Genomic DNA, 19779 nt, shown 5'->3' with positions numbered 1-19779 from the left:
ACATTATTTTATTAAGTGGCGATAAATAGCTTTTTTCCAGATCAGGTAACCTTGCGGATTCATATGCAACTGATCTTCAAGGAATATTTCCGGTTTTGGTTCCTTCTTATCATTCAGCATCTTACTCCAGACATCAATATAGTCGGCATTATCCTGCTTTCTGATGTATTTTCGGATCAGCCTGTTGCCTTCAAGGTATTTCTCCCTGAGGTGCCAGCGGCTGGGACTGGGTTTCATTGAAACAAAGGTAATCTTTGTTTCGGGAAGATTTATGCGCAAAATGCTGAAAAGGCGAGAAAATCGTTCTAAAATATCTTCGGGTAGTAAGGTGTCCTCCCGGGCAAAATCATTTTCCCCGCAATAGATTACGATTTGCTTTGGCTTATAAGGTAAGACTGTAATTGGATAGTCCCTGATCAGATCGGTAAGGCAGGATCCACCATATGCCCGATTTATTATGGGTTTATCGGGGAAATAGTCGTTTACATCCTTCCACATGGTGAAAGATGAACTTCCAATGAAAAGGATAGGGTTGGCAGGAGGTGGTATGAGGCTGTCAGACTGTCTGAATTGCAGAATATCTGCTGCATAGGGAGAAACAACTGTCTGAGCCGTTAATGCGGCCTGGAGGCTGATAAAGAGGACCAGAAAGAGAAAAGAGCCTCGCATTTAAACAGGATTAGGGAATCAATTTAACCGGTATACGATCACTAACCCCATTTTCATTCACCGATTCTATGGTGAAAAAGTATGGAATATCTTTATCCATGGTCTTTAACCAGTATTCATTTGAACCATGAACCATAATGCAGTTATAGAGCTTGTATGGTGTGGTGCCCATATAGATGTTGTAGGCATAAGCATTATCAACCGGTTTCCATTTCAGCCAGGCAGAACGCTTGTCTTTTTCGGTGCGGAGGACTATGAAATCCTGAACCGGTGCAGGTTTTGTTCCCTTACCTAATCCGAATACCCTGAAACCACTTAAAGCGAACTTACCGGTGGGCATATGGATATTTACCATTTTCAGGAATCGGGTTTCAATTGGTGTTGGGAGCTCGATATAGTCATGGGGGACATCAGTTTTATTCTGGCTTTTATCGACAAGTAGTTTCCATTTCTTTCCATCCACTGATTCAAAGACCTGGTACTGATGGAATAAGCCGATTGATTTTCCGAGAATATCTGCATCCTGATCCGCGTAGTTGATTTGAATTGCATTCACCGTACTGATGCTGCCGAGGTCAGAAATAAACCATTCATCCTTATTACCTGAAGCCGCACTCCAGTAAGTTTTAATGCTTTCATCTACAGCCAGGTTAGGGGCATATGCGCCTAAAGTTGAAGAAACAGTAACCGGTTTGTTATAGTTTAAAAGCATCCAACCGGTAAAACGTGGTTGCAGATGATCGGTTTTCCCATCCGGCAAGTAGGTTGGGTAATCACCAAAAGCTGTATTGCAATACATTACCCCATCGTTATCGAATCCGGCAGGCCAGATTCCGATGCGTCGTTCAAAATTGTTCTTTACCGAAATGGCAATTGTAGAAACATGCCAGTAGTTTTCCCATGAATCCTGGAAAGTGGCTCCATGTCCGGCCCCTCTGGCAAATCCGCCCGGTTTGTAGCTGAAAGGCATGGATTGAGGAGTGAAAGGACCCAGAGGAGAATCCCCGACAACTACACCATCAGCATAACCGCTGAACTCAGTGCCTGGTGCCCCGTATTGAAGGTAGTATTTGTCTTTGTGGCGTGTCATCCATGCCCCTTCAATAAACGGATCGAGGAAAGTGTCATCCATATTTTCTCCGAAGCGTTGCCAGCCATATTTCCATGGTTCCAGCAGGTAGGTTTCCTTGCGGGTAGTATTGGGTTGCATGGTTTTTCTGTTGAGTTCCACCCCATAAAGCGGGAAGCGGTTGCTACTTCCATTATACATATAAAACCTGCCATCGAAATCAGTGAAAAATGCCGGGTCCCAGCCACCAATTGCAAATGAATCCACAAGAGGGCGCCAATCATTGGCTTTGGGATTTGTACTCATCCAGATGGTGAAATTGCTGAGGTAGGTGGAGCCAAAAACTATCATGGTATCACCGATCACCCCGACAGCCGGGGCACATAGTTCATCATACCCTTCATTCCAGGGGCGAAGAAACTTTCTTGAATGAAACTTCCAGTTCAGCATATCGCTGCTAACCCAATAGCCCCATTGGTTCGTGGAGAAAAGGTAGTAATCGCCTTTGTAAGTAACAATCACCGGGTCGGCAGTCGCACGATGGCGGCCCCATTCACTGAAGTTGGGAATAGGAGTGTACCCGTAATCGATATTTACCGGGTTGCAATACGTTTTCTGCTGTGCATATCCACTGCTGATTAAGGCAAGCATCAGAAGAAGAAGAATGAACTGTTTCATGTTTTTTGAGAATAGGCATAGTTTTTAGTTACCATCCCAGCCGGATAGCGTTGCCATTGAAAGGGAATACTGTCCAGACCTGAGCTTGCATTGGTGTTTCACCCCTGAGACTGCTAAGATACTGCGGATCATAGGTATCCTGCAAATATCGGAGGCCATTGATCATAGACTCCTGGCTGTTAGAAACCTTTGCTGGTTTTCCGTTGATTGTCAGGGTTTTGATGGAATCCCGGAATCCATGGAAAACACATTTGATATGAGTGAACTTAGAGACAAAATGGCCTTCCTGAGCAGAAATAAGCAATTGTTTCATACCCGGGTCAAAATCCATGGTTCTCCGGCAAAAGTTACCTTGTTTGTATTCAAAGGTATTGCCATCATCTTCATAATAGCAGAACTGGTTCTTAGTTTTGCCTGAGTAGATGTGTATGACGAGAGTGTCAGAAGGTTTCTGAGCAGTATATTGAACAAGGGATTGCATTGGCAGGATGGATGAAGCCCTTACATAGACAGGAATCTGATGCAGTTTGGTATTAACAGAAAGTTCCTTTGGACCGCTGATGTACTCATCATTGTAAATGTCGAACCATTCACCTTCAGGTAAGTACAAATTCTTAACAGATTCCTTAGATGTTACTGGCACCACCAGCAGTGCATCCCCACATAGGAACTGGTATTGATACAATGGGTCATAAACTTTGTCATCGAAGGGGGAATTGATGCAAAGACTTCTGGCAATTGGGATCCCCGTGGTTGATGTTTCATAGAATTTAGAATAGAGATAGGGCAGGAGCCTGTACCTGAAACCAATAAACTCCCTGGAAATTCCTTCTGCCTCTTCTCCGTAGCTCCAGGGTTCATTGGCAAGCGAGTAGGCTTCTTTATGATTTCTTGCATAGGGTGCGAAAATCCCCACCTGGATCCAGCGGGTGAATAATTCCTTTGAAGTGGGACCAATGTATCCACCGATATCGTCGCCCACGAATGGAATTCCTGATAAACCCATCTGGGTATTAAGGAGGGTTCCACCTAAGAGGAATTCATCTTTTGCGGTATTATCACCGGTCCAAACGGCAGCATATCGTTGGACTCCGGCATATCCAGAGCGGGTAAGCACAAAGGGCCTTCTTCCGTTTCCATTTAACAGAGCCGCTTCGAAGGAACTGCGGGCCATCAGCATTCCATAAACATTCTTTGATTTCAAGGCATCAGCTTTATGCCCGTCGAAATCGAAGAGGAGATTATCGGGCAGGTAACTTCCTCCAACAGCCGGCTCATTCATGTCGTTCCAGTAACCATGAATGCCATTCTCAGGGAGAAATTTCATATGGTTTGCCCACCAGTTCCTGGCTGCAGGTTTTGTAAAATCAACAAAGTTGTTCAGGCTAGGGGCAATTTCGGCAGTATAGAGGCTGCCATCCTGGTATTTCACAAAAATGTCATTCTTCAGTCCATCCCAATGTGCAAAGTAGCTGCTATCCCTTTTGATACCCGGATTTACAGAGGCGGTGACTTCAAAGCCCATCTTTTTCAGCTTTGTGGTCAGTCCTTTCATATCTGGAAATCGGTCTGTGTTGATCCGGAAAGGTTCATAATCTTTCAGGTAATCGGCATCCAACACAATGCAGTCGATTGGGATTTTCTTTTTCCTGAAAGTCTCAGCCAATATTTCCACATTTTCCTGTGGATAATAACTGCAGCGGCTCTGATGGTATCCCAGGCTCCAGATGGGAGGAAGTGGCATCCTGCCGGTAAGCCGGGTATAATGTTTCAGAATACCGGGAATATCTGAATCATAAATAAGGAAATAATCAATATCGCCTCCATCGGCAGTTATAGAGGTAAATTCAGGAGTTGAAAGTCCGAAATTGAAGAAAGATTTATATGTATTATGATAAAATAGTCCGTAAACCAAATCATGATGTATTCCAATATAGAAAGGGACATTGGTATACATGGGCAAGCGAGGATCGCCATATTTATAGGTATCCGTATTATTCAGTGTGTACCCGGTACCGCGTTTATCGAGATTTCCCAACACTTCGCCTAATCCTACAAATCGCTCCCCTTCCTGAAGCACTTTATAAAGATTGGTTCTTTTCCCGTTAAAAGTACTTCCAAAACCTTTTCCAGCCACATCTTCGTTTATAATCCTGCTGTCAGGGGTACTGAAGGTGACTCTGAAAAGAGGTGATTTCTCAATCTGAATGGTCAGGACTGAAGTTGCCAGTTTGATTGTATTGGAAGATTCAGTCACTGAAAAGGGCAACGGATCAGGTTTCACAGTATCAACCAGAAGGTATGAGAAATCATCCATCTTTGCCTGTTTCGAAACTCTTACCCTAACTGTATTGGCGTCGTAGATCTGAATATTAAAGAATGCTGTTGAAGTGGAACCTTTAATTCCATATTCGGTTTTTCCCCATTTAATAACAGGGCCGATATCAGCTGGTTGGGCTATTGCGGATTTGCAGACAAAAATCAACAGGAAGGTAAGTAGGGTGGTTTGGAGGATGGAAGTCATGTACACCATATTCATTTATCATTCATAATATTTGTAAGAGTATTGTCATAGTATTTCAAGTTCTTAGACCGTAATCGGAAATATAATGAAATGATTGCTGAAAAGGTTTGATGGTGTTAATTCCTTCTAATATCAATCACTTTGTCTTCAGGGTCTCTTCTACAATCCCATATCATTATGACCAGTAGTAGTTTTTCAAAAACTTCATAGATGATTTGATAGTCACCAGTAATAAGTGCCCTGATGTCAGGGTCGTCAGTTTTTATTCCAAGTGAAGGATTTTTTGAGAGTAATCTTATACTCTTATTAATTTTTGAGTAGAGCTTTTTACTATACACCGCACTTCCATTTCGGATGATATAGAATTCCAGGATGTCCTTTAAATCCTGTTTTGCTTCAACAGACCATACTATCTCGACCCGAGCCATTGATCAATTTCTTTTTGTATTTCATCATGAGAAATAGTCTGGTTCTTAGTCAATTGCTCTCTCCCTAATTTGACTCTTTGTTTTTGATAATCAGAAAGTAAATATGTTTCTTTTTCAACTTTAGAGTCTATAAGAACTTTAATTGCTCTAAGAAAAGCAGCATCATGGATGTTAGCTAGTTGATTGATAATTTTCTCTTGTATGTCATTTTAGTTTTGTGAAGTTCTGTTGAGCGAGCGTTCGGAATTTCAACTACGTCTTATCATTCTCTTGCCAAAGGGCCGCACAACAAAATTTTTTTCCGGGGCGCTCTTTTTTCCCATCTGCCCCCGGTTTTTTTTTTTCTTGCACAGGCTAGGAAGCGGCCCCTCTGTCTTTCCACGATTAATTATCAGGCAGTTCTGAAACCTGTACAAATATAGGTACATAAATTCAATCATTGACGATTTTCTGTTAATATGTGCAGGAGCTTACTTGTCAGAACATTGCTTTAGTTTTTCTAGACCTCTAATTACATCGGGATCTTTCATGAATAGATTCCAGATCAGGCCAGTTCTGTAGTTTTCAATCATCACCACAATCGGTGCCTGGTTGAGTCCCATATAGATTTCGGAGCACCAGTTTTCCTGAGGCAAAAATGAATCCCGGAAGCCATATGGCCCCCAAAGGAAATGTCCACAATCATAATAATAGTGTTTCAGGGCTTTCATTGACTCTTCCGGGGTATAGGGAAAGGAAGACAAAGCCCCGGTAGGTGTTATTTTGCCAATATCCTGCCAAAGTACAGGTTCATTAGCGGAGTAATCATAAGGTCCGTCACTGGCGGTCAGTCCCCAGGCTTCGGAGCCATATCCTTTGAAGTGTTTTGGGTTTTCAACACAATAATTATAGTTGATTTTTGCAATGTTCTGATTATTAATAAAGTAGTTGGTGTATTTATCGGTAATACCATGTGGGTCGTAACCCATGAAGGAATAATGTGTGAAAAAGAGAGGGCCTCCATTGGATACCCCCACATCGAGTTTAATCCCATAATAGGTATTACCATTGGTATATCCTGCTCCATCAATAGTCCTTCCCCAGGCTGAACGGTATTTCCAGCCGGTGCTATCCTGGTTTGCCCATCCGGTGTAATACATCTCAGCAGGAATGGAATACTTAGGTGATGCGATTGCCAGAAGATAGGTGACCATGGTTTCATTCCAGCCAATCAGGGGGTGGTTGATAACCCATGCCTGATCAGGTGACCAGTGCCAGTAAAGGAATTTGCTATCAGGCGTTTTCGTGAACCAGTCCCATTCAGCCCGTTCCCAAAGACTGGTAATTTTTGTCCGGATTGATTTTTCAACAGTGTTGTTAAGAGAAAAATACTGCCTGGCAGCCAGTAATCCCTGGAAGAGAAAAGCGGTTTCCACCAGGTCGGCACCATTGTCGCGGTTTCCAAAAAATGGTTCTGTGAGACCGGTCTTACCATCCATAAAGTGTGGAAATACACCGTGAAATGCATCTGCTTTTTCGAGAAATTCTACTATTTTAAGCACCTGATTTGCTGCATTTTCCCTGCCTGTAAACTGTCGTTCAGCTCCCGTTATGATAGCCATTAAGCCAAAGCCGGAAGCACCAGTTGCGATCATTTGTTGTCTGCCAGGGATGTTTTCAAGCGCCATTCCGGAATTCACTTCAGCACCCTCAGTATAATACCTCCAGGAGGCTTCCTGAACCATAGTCAGTAATTCTTCGTCTGACATCTCCCTGGTTTCTGCCTGCATTACCTTGGAAAAATCCGATTCCCGGTAATTCCTGTCCAGAAATGTGAGTTTATAGGAGTATTGTTTACCACTGTTTCCTGTGAAGTCGCTGTACCTATTATATTGCGGAAGCTGAACCCCAACCTGATTGTAAGGATTCCCATTTTCTGAGCGATAGATTTTTACCAGTCTTACCGATGGATCCATATTTTGCTTCCATGAGATATCCACATGCCGGGCATATCCGGTTGCCGAGACCAATTCAGGAACAGAGGAAAGCTTAGGGTATTCAGTTGAGGTGACAAATTCAATATCGTCGATAAAGCAGGTTTGCCTGGGGTTTACGGTTCCAGGTTCCTGGCAAAAGACTACAGCCATAAAATTCTCGGCTTTTGGTTGGGAATTACCTGTAAAATCATCCAGGGGAATGAGTATTTGTTCCCAGCCTGTATGTTGCTGAAGTTGAAAAGGTACCTTTTTAGTCAGGCTGCTGTCTTTTTTCATCATGGCAACCAAAGGAAGTGAAGTGTTTTTGTCATCGTTCAGTATCCAGAAAGACAGGTAATTGGATTTCCTGAAATGATCCATGCCTCGTATTTCATGATAATATATTGCGGCCTGCCAGTTTCCTGAAACTGTATTCATATAAGTAAGTTCAAGCGCGTTTCCCGGGCTGTGAAACTGTGAGGAACTCACCGGAATTTTCCCTTTAATGGAATAGATTAGAGAGCCACTGCTATGAAGTGTGCTGCTGTAGAAAAAATCTCCACTCATAGCACTGTTAGTGAAGAAGGAATAAGGATGTTCATATTCCTGGGCGGTAGATCTGATGCAAGCAAATAAAGTGAGTAATAAGACCAGATTTCTCATAGGTTATCAGCTTGAAAGTCAATAATAAAGGCCAATCCGATATTAGCTTATTTGCCACCAGGGTGCTTCAAGGCAGGATTCAGAATCTGATGAATTGGTAAAATGACATACAATCTACCAGTTACTTTTTAATCCATTTACTTTGGAAACCAAGCTTTTTCAGGCCATTCTGAATATCCGGTATTTGCATGAATAAGTTCCATAGTAAGCCTGTGCGGTAGTTTTCAATCATCACAACAATCGGCCCCTGGTCGATAGCGAGGTGGCTTTTGGCATACCAGTCATGGGTTTCGCTGAATCCATCTGTAAATCCGTATTCACTCCAGATTTTAGAGCCCAGATCCTCATAAAAATGGCGCATAGCTTCAAGGGAGTATTCCGGGGTAAAAGGGATCGATGAAATTGCGGCGGTAGGTTGAATTACACCCAGGTCAACTTCAGGGCAATGAGCTACATAGCCTTTGTAACTATCTCCGGCAGTCAATCCCCAGCAGTCTTTACCATACCCTTTATATTTCTTAGGATTATCAATGCAGTAAGCTCTGTTGATAAGTGTGTGGTTCTTTACCTGTTCGAGGTAGTCGATACCGATGCTGTCAATCAGTCCATTTGGGTCGATCCCCAGGAAAGTATATTGTTCGAAGAAGAGAGGCCCGCCCATATCGTAATTTCCCAATGGCAAAGTATATCCATAGTAGCTTTTACCGTTCCTGAATCCTGAACTGCCGGCCCAGCTACCGTCATAAACGGCTTTGCTAATGGAATGATAGGGTGAAGATGCAGCCATGATATAAGTAATGAGGCATTCATTCCATCCCCAGACGGGGAAATTCATATCAAAGCCGTTATTGGGACTCCAGTGCCAGTAAAGTTTTTTTTCGTTGTTGGTATGCCAGTTCCAGTTTGCCGTATTCCACATTTGTGTGATTCGCTTTCGGAGGTAAGTCTCAATTGGAATATCCTTATTGAAATATTCCCTGGCACATAGAAAACCCATCAGTAAATAGGATGTCTCCACAAGATCGGCTCCATCATCCAGCCTGTCAAATTTGATGGTTTTCCCTGTCTGTCCATTCATGAAATGCGGATAAATGCCATGATAGCAATCGGCATTGATCAGGAAATCAGCGATCTGAATGAGCCTTTTTACAGCAGTATCCCTGTCTATCCAACCTCTTTCCACAGCAACAATGGTACTCATAATGCCAAATCCTGTGCCTCCGATAGCGCAGGCATCTTCCCCAAAGGGTGTTTTGCTGAAGTTGGGTTCATCCCAGGCTTCATTGATATAGTCCCAGTAATGTTCTGCCAGGACAGTATTACTTCTTTCCCTGGCAAGTCCACTTACAGGATGGGCATAATGCCAGAAGAACCTGAATGTTTGCCTCTGAACCATTTCCATCAGGTCAGCATCTGACAGATTTTTTTCAAGTCCGGCAACCGGAATGCTGCTACTCTTCTGGGCTTGTAGTGTTTGTCCGACTATCAGGGATAAGAAAAGATAAATTGCAGGCAGTAATTTTCTCATAAGATGGGACTATTTTTGAAGGTAAGGAGAACTGAAACCAAGTGTTTTCAGTCCGTTCGATATTTCAGGGCAGCTCATGAACAGCTTCCAGATCAGGCCGGTTCTATAGTTTTCGATCATTACGATTTCAGGTCCCTGGTCAATGGCCAGGTATTGTTTGGGATACCAGTTGTCGTGAATACTAAATGCGTCATAGAATCCATATTCGCCCCAGATTTGATCACCAAGTTGAAAATAAAAGTGGCGCATTGCCTGCAGTGAGTATTCAGGAGTGTAGGGAATAGATGATATAGCGGCAGTTGGTGAAATTACACCCAGATCATTTTCTTTACCTGGTGCATGGCCTGCATAAAACTTCACTGAATAGCTGGCAGTGAGTCCCCAGCAGTCTTCACTATATCCTTTGAATTTTTTTGGATTTTCAATGCACCATTGCCTGTTGATCAAGGTTTGGTTTGTATTATGTTCCCAATAGTTGGCATATGTGTCAACAAGTTCACGTGGGTCGAGGCCGAGGTATGAATAATGTGCCCAGAACAATGGACCCCCATATTCGATGGCCCCATTATGTTTGAGGCTGAGAGGATATCCATATGGAGCTGAATTTCCTTTGATACCACCTGAGCGGGCCCAGCCTTTATGATAAACTGCTGCATCTGCCTTATGGTTTGGTGATGATGCTGCAAGAATATACATGATGAGGCATTCATTATAGCCTTCCACTGGAAAATTCATTTCCCAGCCAAAGTTAGGTGACCAGTGCCAGTAAAGTACATCCTTACCATGGGTAAACCATTGAAAATCAATGTCATTCCACAGCTTATTAATCTCTTCAACCAGCATTTGTTCCTTAGGCGTATCCTTATTGAAATACTGCCTGGCAGCCAGTAAACCTTGCATTAGGTAAGATGTTTCAACAAGGTCGGCACCATCATCTTTCGGACTGAAAGGTCTTACTTTAGCGGTTTCACCGTTCAGCCAATGAGGCCAAACCCCATGATAACGATCTGCTTTTTTCAGGAATTCAATATTCTTTTCCAGCCTTTCTAATCCTTGTTCCCGGGTGATAAAACCTCTTTCAATACCAATGATGACTGCCATAATGCCAAAGCCGGAACCTCCGGTGGTTATAATGTTTTTATCGTTTTCGGGATAAATATCATTTACATTGATTCGTTCCCTGGCCAATCCTGAAACAGGTTCTGCACCATCCCAGAAATACTTAAAGGTCTGATACTGAACAAGAGTCAACAAAGAGTCGTCAGACATGAATTGACTGGAAGCGGAGGCTTGCACTTGTGCATTTGTAGTATGAATGCCAACCTTTAAGCTTATAATGGCAAGTAATAGCAAAGAAAGAGTTAATGTTTTCATGCGCTTAGTAATTAAATCCTAATTTGGTTAAGCCTGTTTGAACTTCGGGGCATGACATGAATAAGTCCCATAAAAGTCCGGTACGATAATTCTCGATCATACAAACCTGAGGGCCCTGGTCGATTGCGATATAAGAACTGGCCCACCAGCCTTGATGGACATCAAATGCATCATAAAATCCATATTCTCCCCACAATTTATCGCCCAAAATAAAATAAAAATGCCTGATGGCATCCATTGATTGTTCAGGGCTGTATGGCAATGAAGAAACTGCTGCAGTAGGGGAGATCACACCCCGGTCATTGGTGGGTTCATTGGCGGCATAGCCTCCGGGAATATCACTGGCTGTTAGACCCCAGCTATGGTCGCTATATCCAGGGTAATTATTTGGATTATCGGCACAATATGCCCAGTTGATAAGGGAATGGTTCACATTCTGTGTCCAGTAATTGGCATAGGAATCGGAAAGATTCCTTGGATCCAGGCCCAGGAATGAATAGTGGGCAAAGAAAAGTGGTCCTCCGTAATCATACCCTACAGGAAGCACATAATTATAAAATGTTTTTCCGTTGCGTATGGCTCCGTTACGCGCATATCCAGAGTGATAGGCAGATGCAGGAATGGTATGTGTGGTAGAAGCAGCAGCCATCACATAGGTGATGAGTGTTTCATTATATCCCTGGATCCTGAAATTCATGTCCCATCCATAATTTGGGGACCAATGCCAGTAAAGCACATTCTGGCCTCCCCTGGTATACCAATCCCATTCAATGCCATTGTAAAGCTGATTGATTCTGAAAATCATATCGTTTTCGAACGGATCAGAAGGATTCAGGTATTGCCTCATAGTTAGCAATCCCTGGGCCATGTAAGCTGTTTCTACAAGATCGCCCCCATTATCTTTCTGACCAAAAGGGACAACGTTCCCGTTACTGCCATTGATCCAGTGTGACCAGGCACCATGAAACCGGTCGCAGGTTTCCAGGAAATTGATCATTTTTGATAATTGGGCCATCCCGTCAGTTCGGGTAATAAAGCCTCGTTCTATTCCAACAATCAATGCCATAACGCCGAATCCAGAACCTCCGGAAGTTACAATGTCGCCTGATCCAAGTCGTTCGCGCGACATTCCGCTAACAGGGTGAGCATAATTATAAAAGAACTTAAACGACTGTTTCTGTACCAATGTTAACAATTCGTCATCAGAAATCAAGGGAAACTTTAAACTGGAATCCAGCGTTGTCATGAACCAATTGTTAAATCCGCCAAAGGAATATCCTGAAACAGATTTTAAATTGCTGGAAACTGAGAAATCATATTTTTTATATCCCAATAATTCTGTAGGACAAATTAAGTGAACAGTTTTATTGTCGTTGGAAAGCGTGACATCGAATAGGTTTGATCCTGCGAGGGAGAATTTATTCTTGATTTGTGTGGTGTCAAGTGCATCAGAAAAATCCATTTCAATGGTAACTCCCTGTCGTGGAATCTCATAGAACTTTGCCGGGGGCATGAAATTCTTTTGGTTAAGCAGAATTTTATTAAGTGTAAAAACTCCTGACGCTGTGGCGAATGTAAACTCCGCACCAGTGAAGGATTCCCCGTTTTCACCTTTTAATGAGGATGAAACTGAAACAATATAATGCGTTGATTTAGCCAATAGCTGATTATGTCTTAGAATCACTGTTTTTCCCTCATTGGAGAAGATATACTTGATTCCTGGAAATGCAGAGCCGGTTTGATCTTTGAGAATGATAAATCTTACCGCTCTCGAAGTATCCACAGCAGAAGAGAAGTTGAGTAGAATATCCTGGTTGAGTGGAATACCGGGTGTTTCTGCTGCGGGTACCAATTGCGTAGGACCTACAAAGCAGGATAATAATTCAAGTTTGTCATTTCCGTTGTTTTCTTCCTTTTTGCAGGAAACAAAGAGTATTGGCAGGAATAAGCAGATAAAAAAGAGTCGGTTCATATAGGAATCTTTATTTCCGGGCATTAATTAACAGGTTTGATAAATTTTGAGTTAAAGGTAATAAATGTAAATCAAGGATTCATCATTTGTTTACTCGAAACGATGAATTCCCGTGACAAACAAAAAAGGGAAGAGCTGAACTCTGTCCCTTTTTTGAAAAAAAATAAGCATGAAAATACTTCTTCTTTATTTCATAGTATAGATAGTAGTAACTTCTTCTGCTGAGATAGCTTTGGTGAAGAATTTGAGCTCATCATACAGGCTGAGATCAGAGAAATGTTCCCAGTAAACGAAGTTGGGCATTCCAGAACCAATTGTGATTGACGAACAACCTGTCCAGTCGATTGGTGCATCAAGTGCCTGTTCCAAAACAACAGAACCGTTCACATAGATGGATGCATTCGCTTCTGAAATTGAAATAGCGATGTGCATCCAGTCCTGGTTAGCCGGAACCGTTGTAATTGGATTCATCCAGACTTCAGTGGTACCTATGCCAATGTTGAGTCCAATATTTTGATTGTCACCATTGTTTTCACGGAATAATCTCAAGCCTGTATTGCGGCTATCACCTATTGGGCTAATGGAAATCATACCTGCCCGAAGAGGTGTTGCATTGATTTTATACCAGAAGGCAAGGCTGAATGTAGAACCTACAATTCCGCTTGTAGGGTAGGTAATATAGGAGTCGGTTGCTCCTGCATAGGCACTGCCCTTCTTGCCTTCTGCAAAACCCGGGGCACCTGTTACCGGAACTTCAGAACCTGAAATAATATTCAGGAAATTGTCGTCGAAAGGCATGTAAAATACTTCACCAGCCATAGGAGTGTATGGAGGAACCGTGATCTTTTTGAAATTCATGGTCTTTGAAATGGTCTTACCTGTCAGGTCGGTAACTGTAACAATAAGGACATGATCACCATCAACCAGGGTCTCATATTTGAATGAGATATCTGCTCTCCTGTAATCTTTGAAGGAAGTAAGGTTGCCTATTGTGGTTCCATCGAGTTCAATTTTCACTGATCCGATCTCGATATCATCTACGGCAAGCATTTTAAAATAAACTGTAGCTACTTCATCCATAGAAGTTACTGGTTTTCCTTGCACAGGGAAGGTGATATTGAGTGTGGGAGCGGTTTCATCAGTTCCCGGGGCAACAGCATTGATCGGGTCAATTCCTTTTTCGCATGCAGCCATCATGACCATCAGAAGCAAAGGAATTCCAAAATATTTAAGGATTTTCATAGTATTTTCTATTTGATTATCAATGACTAAGGATTATTGTTTCAATTTAGGTAACAAGTCGATCTGGGCCTGGGGATAGGGGAGGAAAGTTTTATCCGGAGTGAATGATCTTCCATCATAGCTAAGTGCTTCATTGTTTCCAAGTCTTACCATATCGTAGAAACGGGTTCCCCATTCCATGGCCAGTTCTGCATATTTCTCATCCATAACCTGGGTCATTTGTTACACCTGAAATGTTACTCAAACTGGCTCTTGATCTTACAGTATTTACAGCATCATCAGCTGAACCTGCAGTACCACTGGCACCCTGGGTAAGGGCTTCAGCATACATCAATAAGATCTCTGCATATCGGATACAGGTGAAATTCTTATTAGTGCCATATTCAGTACGTCCGGGCGTTAATTGATCCGAAGGCAGGTAATGTTTGCCACTTGTGAACAAAGCGCGGGCATAATCATTGATTTTATCACCTGAGCGGGTGGTATTGGATATCCAGGAAGGCAGTGTGCTGTAGTTCGGGTCATTCTTGATTTCAGCAATACCGCGATCAGTAAATAGAACACTGGTTTCCAGCCTGGTAGTTTCATTCCTGTCGAGCATGAATTTGATATACTTCATACTTGGTTCCCAGAATCCCCAGCCATCACCGGATCCTGATACTTTAGGAGTCCAACCCTGAGGTCCGAAGAAAGCATACAGATAGGAATAATTATCTCCTGTACCCTGTCCCAGGTCAGAATACTGCATTTCAAGGATATTCTCGTTATTGAGTTTGCCGTTTATTTTGAAAAGTTCATAAAAATCAGCTTCCAGTGTAAATTTACCGGATTTGATGATTTCGCCGGTAGCATCTGCAACCTTCTGGTAGTTTTTGAGTTCCAGGTTGGCAAGTGCTTTCATAGCCAGGGCTGTATATTTGGTAACACCTCCGGGGATATCAGTACGTTCATTTGGCCTAACAGCAGGTAAGAACGGAATTGCTTCGTCCATCTGGTCAGAAATGTGTTGCATCACCTGGTCCTTAGTTGAAAGTTCCAAAACGAAAAGCGCAGAAGGATCAGAACTGACCGGAATAAATAATGAACCCCATAACCTGCTCAGGTTGAATAGCCACCAGGTGCGTAAGACCTTCACTTCAGCAGTATACTGGTCAGCTAATGCTGTGTTGGAAGTTTGTTCACGATAAAGTGCAATTTGTTCCATTGCAGAATTGGCAGAGAAGATATTTCCATGATAATTCTGCCAAAGTGAATTATACATCCAATAGTCCTTGTTGTAGTTATACTTATCGGTTTCAGAAAAATCCTGCTGGTCACCAAGGCCACCGGCATTTACATCATCACCCCTTACTGCCAGCAATGGGAAGTCTTCCCATTCAGTATTGTTGAACTCAGTATAAGTTCCAATAAGTGGAAGGATCATATTACTTGTGATGCTATAATCAGTTTCAGAAGTAAATGTCCTGTTTTCAGCAGGTTCATCTACCACCTTGTTACATGCTGAAGTGATGAATATCGCAGCAATCAAAGCTGCCATATGAATTATATATTTAGTTGGTTTCATATTATTCAGTGTTTTAAGTGGTTAGAATTTTACATTTAGGCCAACAGTATAAACAGCTGGAACCGGGTAGGTTTGTGTATCCCAACCATTCGCTACTTCCGGGGTGAATCCATTGTAACTGAATACTGTAAGAGGGCGGTCAGCAGTAAAATTAATCCTGGTCACAGGGAAATTGCCCCCGAACCATTTCTTATTCTTGATGGTATAACCAATCTGTACATTTTGAATACGGAAGAATGAGCCATCTTCAACGAAATAGTCACTCATTTTTTGGTTCCAACCTTTTCTTAAACCAGCGGAAGAAGGATATTCATTGGAAGTGCCTTCACCATGCCAGCGATTGATAGCCAGGTCAGCATCAAGATTTCCATCTGCTGTCCAGATAAGTTCACCCCTTTTACGGTTCAAGATCTTATTTCCTGACTGACCAAACAAGTTGGCTGTTAGGTCAAAGTTCATATAGGTTACAGAAAGGTTAACCCCATACATTAAACTTGGGAAATAAGAACCTAGCAGGACGCGATCATCATCATTGATCTTATTATCATTATTCTGGTCTTTATATTTGAAGTCACCTGGTACCAATCCATTTTCAATGGCAATCAGGTCGTGGTCGACTTCATCCTGTGTTTGATAAACTCCAACAATCTCACGTCCATAAAATGCCATGACTGGTTCGCCAACATAAGTACGTTGTCTGAACTCTGCTGTTCCACCATCAATATATTGCTGACCATAAAGATCGATTACTTCATTCTTCAGGGTTGAAATATTGGCACCTATGCTGTATTTAAGTTTGTTGTTGATATCGTCTGACCAATTAAGGGCCATTTCTATCCCTGAATTACGGATCACTCCAACTGGTTTCATAATACTTACACCTACCATTGGCACAGTAACAGGAATAGCTGCATTTTTTGTGTCGCGGATATAATAATCAAAATCGACGGAGAGCCTTTCTTTCAGGAACCTGGCAGTAAAACCGAGATTGGTCTCTTCAGTAATTTCCCATTTTAACTCGGAGTAGTAATTTGCAGCAACACTTCCTGTATAAACAACTCCTCCAAGGGTAGTTTTTGGGAAATTGGTTGTTCTTTGTCCATCACTAGCCTGGATATGGTCGTTTCCTAACTGGCCCCAGCTGCCTCTTAGTTTAAGGAAATTGATAGCATTTGTGCCTTTAAGGAACTTCTCTTCAGTTACAACCCATCCTGCACCAACTGTCGGGAAATATCCCCACTTTTGCTGGTATTTATTACTGCCGTCGGCACGGATTGTACCATATAACAAATATTTGTTCTTAAAGTTGTAAGCCAACCTGCTGAAATAGGACATGCCATACTGGCGACCGCCATCATCTCTGACTGCTGTAGTAACAATTGATCCTGACTGTGCGAGGTACCAGGACTGTTCAATATCGGTATCGAAGTTTTTGCCCTGTGCAGTTAAGAGTTGAAATCCTTCATCCTTATAGGAAGTACCTGCCATGAGTGTAAAGTTGTGGTCACTTACACTTTTTGTAAAAGTGAGGATATTGTCCCATATCTGGTTAGTGTAAATTGTATTTGTCTTGGTGAGAGTGGCATCCGGATTCTGGAAGCTATTGCCAATAAAATACGGCAGATTGACAACTCTTTGGTCAACAAGGGACAGGTTATTATTATAGGTTGTCCTGAAGGTAAGTACCTGCGGAATCAGGTTTAATTCAAGATACATATTTGAAAGTAGTTTTTTAATCTTCATCCTATCGTCATTGTAGTTGAGGGTAGGGAAGGGGTTCTGTCCACTTCTGTATCCCAGGTCCTGTGCGTTGGCATAGTTAGTAGGGAAAGCTTCTGTGAGAAGTTCATCATAAACAGGAAGGATAGGAACAGCAAAATATGCCTGGTTCCATGCATCGGATTGGTCATTATATTTTAAAGCAGTGCTATAAATAAAATTGCCACCAATCGTAATCCAGTCATTAACTTTAAAGTCTATTTTACTACGCAGGTTTAAACGCTCAAAGGAGTTTTTCATTTTAAGTATGCCATCCTGATAGAAGTAGTTAGCACCTAAAGAATATTTGGCTTTATCATTGCCTCCATTAAAACCGAGACTGTGGTTTGTGATGCGTGCAGGTCGGAGAACCTGGCTGTACCAATCGGTATTTACATCAGGGACATTCGGATTAATGCGGCTTCTTCCATAACGCTGCATTGCATTCAGGATGAAAGTAGCATCTGCTTCTGAACCGGATTCAATGGCCATGGTTGTAAACTGTTCAGCATTAGCCATCTTCACAATATTCTGAGCTACCTGGTAACCTTCATAACCATCATAGGTAATCTCTGATTTCTGATTATATGTTCCGGATTTGGTTTCAATGAGTACAACACCATTGGCTGCGCGAACACCATATATAGCAGCGGCTGAAGCATCTTTAAGAACTGAAATGGATGCAATATCAGCGGTGTTCAGAAAGTCGATGTTGTCGAAAAACATACCGTCGACTACAAACAAAGGTGCTTCGTTATCACGTCCGGGGAAAGAGCCAATCCCCCTGATCCTGATGGTTGATGCAGATCCAGGTTCACCATTTGCAATGACTTGTAAACCGGCAACTTTGCCTTGTAAGGCCTGCATTGGCTGAGCAGCAGGAGTTTTCATCAGGTCATCTGATTTAACTGTAGTAATCGATGAGGTTAAATCCTTCACTTTGCTGGTACCATATCCCACTACCACCACTTCTTCGAGATTGGTTTTGCTTGGTGAAAGCATGATGCTTAAGACACTTTGACTGCCAACTGTTATTTCTGTACTCTCATATCCAATGAAAGACACAACAAGTATATCTGTGTTACTATTTACAGTTAGGCTAAACTTTCCGTTAATGTCCGTTGAAATTCCCTGATTCGTTCCTTTCACAAGAACAGAGGCTCCTGGAAGGGATTCATTGGTCTGACTATCGGTAACGGTTCCCGAAATCGTCCGGACCTGTGCCTGAGCAAACGCATAAAAGAAAATGAGCGTCAGCATCAGAAACAGCTTTTTGTTAAGTTGTAGCGCTTGTTTCATGACTGATTAATTAGGTTTGGTCTGATTTAGGTTTACAATAATTTAACTGGTTGAAGTTATAGTGGTTTTTAATTTGAATGCAGCCTTTTATATTTTGTAGGGTTCTATTGCTCTTGCAGGAAATTTATGCCAACAGGAAATTGAATGAGTCACAATTATTTGTAGCAGTTTGAAAAACAAAAGCTATAGTAAATGTCCCAAATGATGCATTGTTCTTTTCTAACTTAACACTTACCATAACTGAATGTTTTCTTTGAAAAAACTGAACGTAAGCCAAAGATTAACATCAGAGTGTCCATGATTGCTATTGTTATCGCAGGTAATAATAAGTTTTGAAAAATAGAATCCATAGAACTACCTGTTTTTGCTACAGTTTTTACCCAGATTTTCCTGTGACTGTGAAAATGCGGGAACCGCTTACGATCATCATCAGAATGATGTTAATATATTATTTTGCTGGTGTTTTAGCAAGGAAGAATGAATCTGAATAACTAGGTTCAAATATAGTGCTTTTCTTATATCTGAAGTTAATTCTCAGGAGTTTTTTTAAATGAAACTATGGTTTGGTAGGATAAACGAGAAATAATACCCCAAGAATCTGTTTAAAATAAGTTAAAAAGCTGCTTGACTTTACCTGTTTTTTTACAATGTTTAATCAAGTACCTATTTTCTTTTTACTATTGTTTAATTTTACTTAGCTATCCTATTTAGAAAAAAGATAAAGTAGTTTTATGTATATTTAATTATATCAGTTGATTATATAACTATTTAGACTATATATAAACTATCTCCTATACTTGCATAAGAAGTATCATTCAATAACTTTGCTTTAATTAGTATTTCAATACTTAAATGCACGTCATCGTTGTTTTAATCGGTTTCAGTCTATTGGTTGCCATTGGTTTCCTTGCAGCTTTTCTATGGGCAGTAAGGAGTGGGCAGTATGATGATGATGTTTCACCTGGAATGAGAATGTTATACGAGGATAAGAAAAAAGAAGATAGTTCAATCCAACATAATACAAGTCAAACAAAGCCTAATTAAATCAATGATTCT

General features: G+C 41.7%; 11 protein-coding genes and 1 pseudogene. 1 reads left to right on the top strand and 11 read right to left on the bottom strand.

The genetic code is table 11. The features are described from left to right. Window positions 1–3: 3 nt before the first annotated feature. From IPH84_04340 to IPH84_04290, 11 genes and pseudogenes are all read right to left on the bottom strand, one after another. Window positions 4–669 (bottom strand): G-D-S-L family lipolytic protein, encoded by a 666-nt coding sequence (locus IPH84_04340; GenBank protein ID MBK7172458.1) that lies wholly within the window; start codon window positions 667–669, stop codon window positions 4–6. Window positions 670–679: 10 nt separating this feature from the next. Beyond that, complete coding sequence (locus tag IPH84_04335; protein ID MBK7172457.1) at window positions 680–2416, bottom strand: family 43 glycosylhydrolase; 1737 nt, start codon at window positions 2414–2416, stop codon at window positions 680–682. Window positions 2417–2444: 28 nt separating this feature from the next. After that, window positions 2445–4940 carry a glycoside hydrolase family 31 protein gene (locus IPH84_04330; protein ID MBK7172456.1) on the bottom strand — a complete coding sequence of 832 codons (2496 nt, stop codon included), beginning with the start codon at window positions 4938–4940 and terminating at the stop codon, window positions 2445–2447. A gap of 116 nt (window positions 4941–5056) precedes the next feature. Then, on the bottom strand, window positions 5057–5368 hold the full coding sequence (locus tag IPH84_04325) for a type II toxin-antitoxin system RelE/ParE family toxin (GenBank protein MBK7172455.1): 312 nt from the start codon (window positions 5366–5368) through the stop codon (window positions 5057–5059). Window positions 5369–5838: 470 nt separating this feature from the next. Next, window positions 5839–7986: a hypothetical protein gene (locus IPH84_04320; protein MBK7172454.1), complete on the bottom strand. Its 2148-nt coding sequence runs from the start codon at window positions 7984–7986 to the stop codon at window positions 5839–5841. A gap of 121 nt (window positions 7987–8107) precedes the next feature. After that, window positions 8108–9514, bottom strand: a complete 1407-nt coding sequence (locus tag IPH84_04315; protein ID MBK7172453.1) for a beta-glucosidase — start codon at window positions 9512–9514, stop codon at window positions 8108–8110. A gap of 9 nt (window positions 9515–9523) precedes the next feature. Further along, entirely contained in the window at window positions 9524–10888 is a 1365-nt protein-coding gene (locus IPH84_04310) for a beta-glucosidase (protein ID MBK7172452.1), read from the bottom strand. 4 nt (window positions 10889–10892) lie between these two features. Beyond that, entirely contained in the window at window positions 10893–12860 is a 1968-nt protein-coding gene (locus IPH84_04305; protein ID MBK7172451.1) for an Ig-like domain-containing protein, read from the bottom strand. Window positions 12861–13046: 186 nt separating this feature from the next. After that, window positions 13047–14102 (bottom strand): LamG domain-containing protein, encoded by a 1056-nt coding sequence (locus IPH84_04300; protein MBK7172450.1) that lies wholly within the window; start codon window positions 14100–14102, stop codon window positions 13047–13049. A gap of 33 nt (window positions 14103–14135) precedes the next feature. Continuing rightward, window positions 14136–15666: pseudogene (locus tag IPH84_04295) on the bottom strand (RagB/SusD family nutrient uptake outer membrane protein). A gap of 21 nt (window positions 15667–15687) precedes the next feature. Continuing rightward, entirely contained in the window at window positions 15688–18723 is a 3036-nt protein-coding gene (locus tag IPH84_04290; protein ID MBK7172449.1) for a TonB-dependent receptor, read from the bottom strand. Between the two features lie 852 nt (window positions 18724–19575). Between IPH84_04290 and ccoS the strand changes: the two genes are divergently transcribed. Next, the gene (gene ccoS, locus IPH84_04285; GenBank protein ID MBK7172448.1) at window positions 19576–19767 is read left to right on the top strand and encodes a cbb3-type cytochrome oxidase assembly protein CcoS; all 192 of its coding nucleotides are present in this window, start codon (window positions 19576–19578) and stop codon (window positions 19765–19767) included. Window positions 19768–19779: the final 12 nt, after the last annotated feature.

The sequence above is a fragment of the Bacteroidales bacterium genome (assembly GCA_016707785.1).
Classification (GTDB): Bacteria; Bacteroidota; Bacteroidia; order Bacteroidales; family UBA4417; genus UBA4417.
The sequence above is the reverse complement of the archived record's forward strand: the minus strand, read 5'-3'. Positions and strand labels throughout refer to the sequence as shown.

What these genes read in the sequence shown, in the direction of transcription:
- IPH84_04300 (MBK7172450.1), bottom strand. Translation starts at nt 14,102, where the DNA reads ATGAAAATCCTTAAATATTTTGGAATTCCTTTGCTTCTGATGGTCATG.
- IPH84_04340 (MBK7172458.1), bottom strand. Translation starts at nt 669, where the DNA reads ATGCGAGGCTCTTTTCTCTTTCTGGTCCTCTTTATCAGCCTCCAGGCC.
- IPH84_04305 (MBK7172451.1), bottom strand. Translation starts at nt 12,860, where the DNA reads ATGAACCGACTCTTTTTTATCTGCTTATTCCTGCCAATACTCTTTGTT.
- IPH84_04335 (MBK7172457.1), bottom strand. Translation starts at nt 2,416, where the DNA reads ATGAAACAGTTCATTCTTCTTCTTCTGATGCTTGCCTTAATCAGCAGT.
- IPH84_04315 (MBK7172453.1), bottom strand. Translation starts at nt 9,514, where the DNA reads ATGAGAAAATTACTGCCTGCAATTTATCTTTTCTTATCCCTGATAGTC.
- IPH84_04325 (MBK7172455.1), bottom strand. Translation starts at nt 5,368, where the DNA reads ATGGCTCGGGTCGAGATAGTATGGTCTGTTGAAGCAAAACAGGATTTA.
- IPH84_04310 (MBK7172452.1), bottom strand. Translation starts at nt 10,888, where the DNA reads ATGAAAACATTAACTCTTTCTTTGCTATTACTTGCCATTATAAGCTTA.
- IPH84_04290 (MBK7172449.1), bottom strand. Translation starts at nt 18,723, where the DNA reads ATGAAACAAGCGCTACAACTTAACAAAAAGCTGTTTCTGATGCTGACG.
- IPH84_04320 (MBK7172454.1), bottom strand. Translation starts at nt 7,986, where the DNA reads ATGAGAAATCTGGTCTTATTACTCACTTTATTTGCTTGCATCAGATCT.
- ccoS (MBK7172448.1), top strand. Translation starts at nt 19,576, where the DNA reads ATGCACGTCATCGTTGTTTTAATCGGTTTCAGTCTATTGGTTGCCATT.
- IPH84_04330 (MBK7172456.1), bottom strand. Translation starts at nt 4,940, where the DNA reads ATGACTTCCATCCTCCAAACCACCCTACTTACCTTCCTGTTGATTTTT.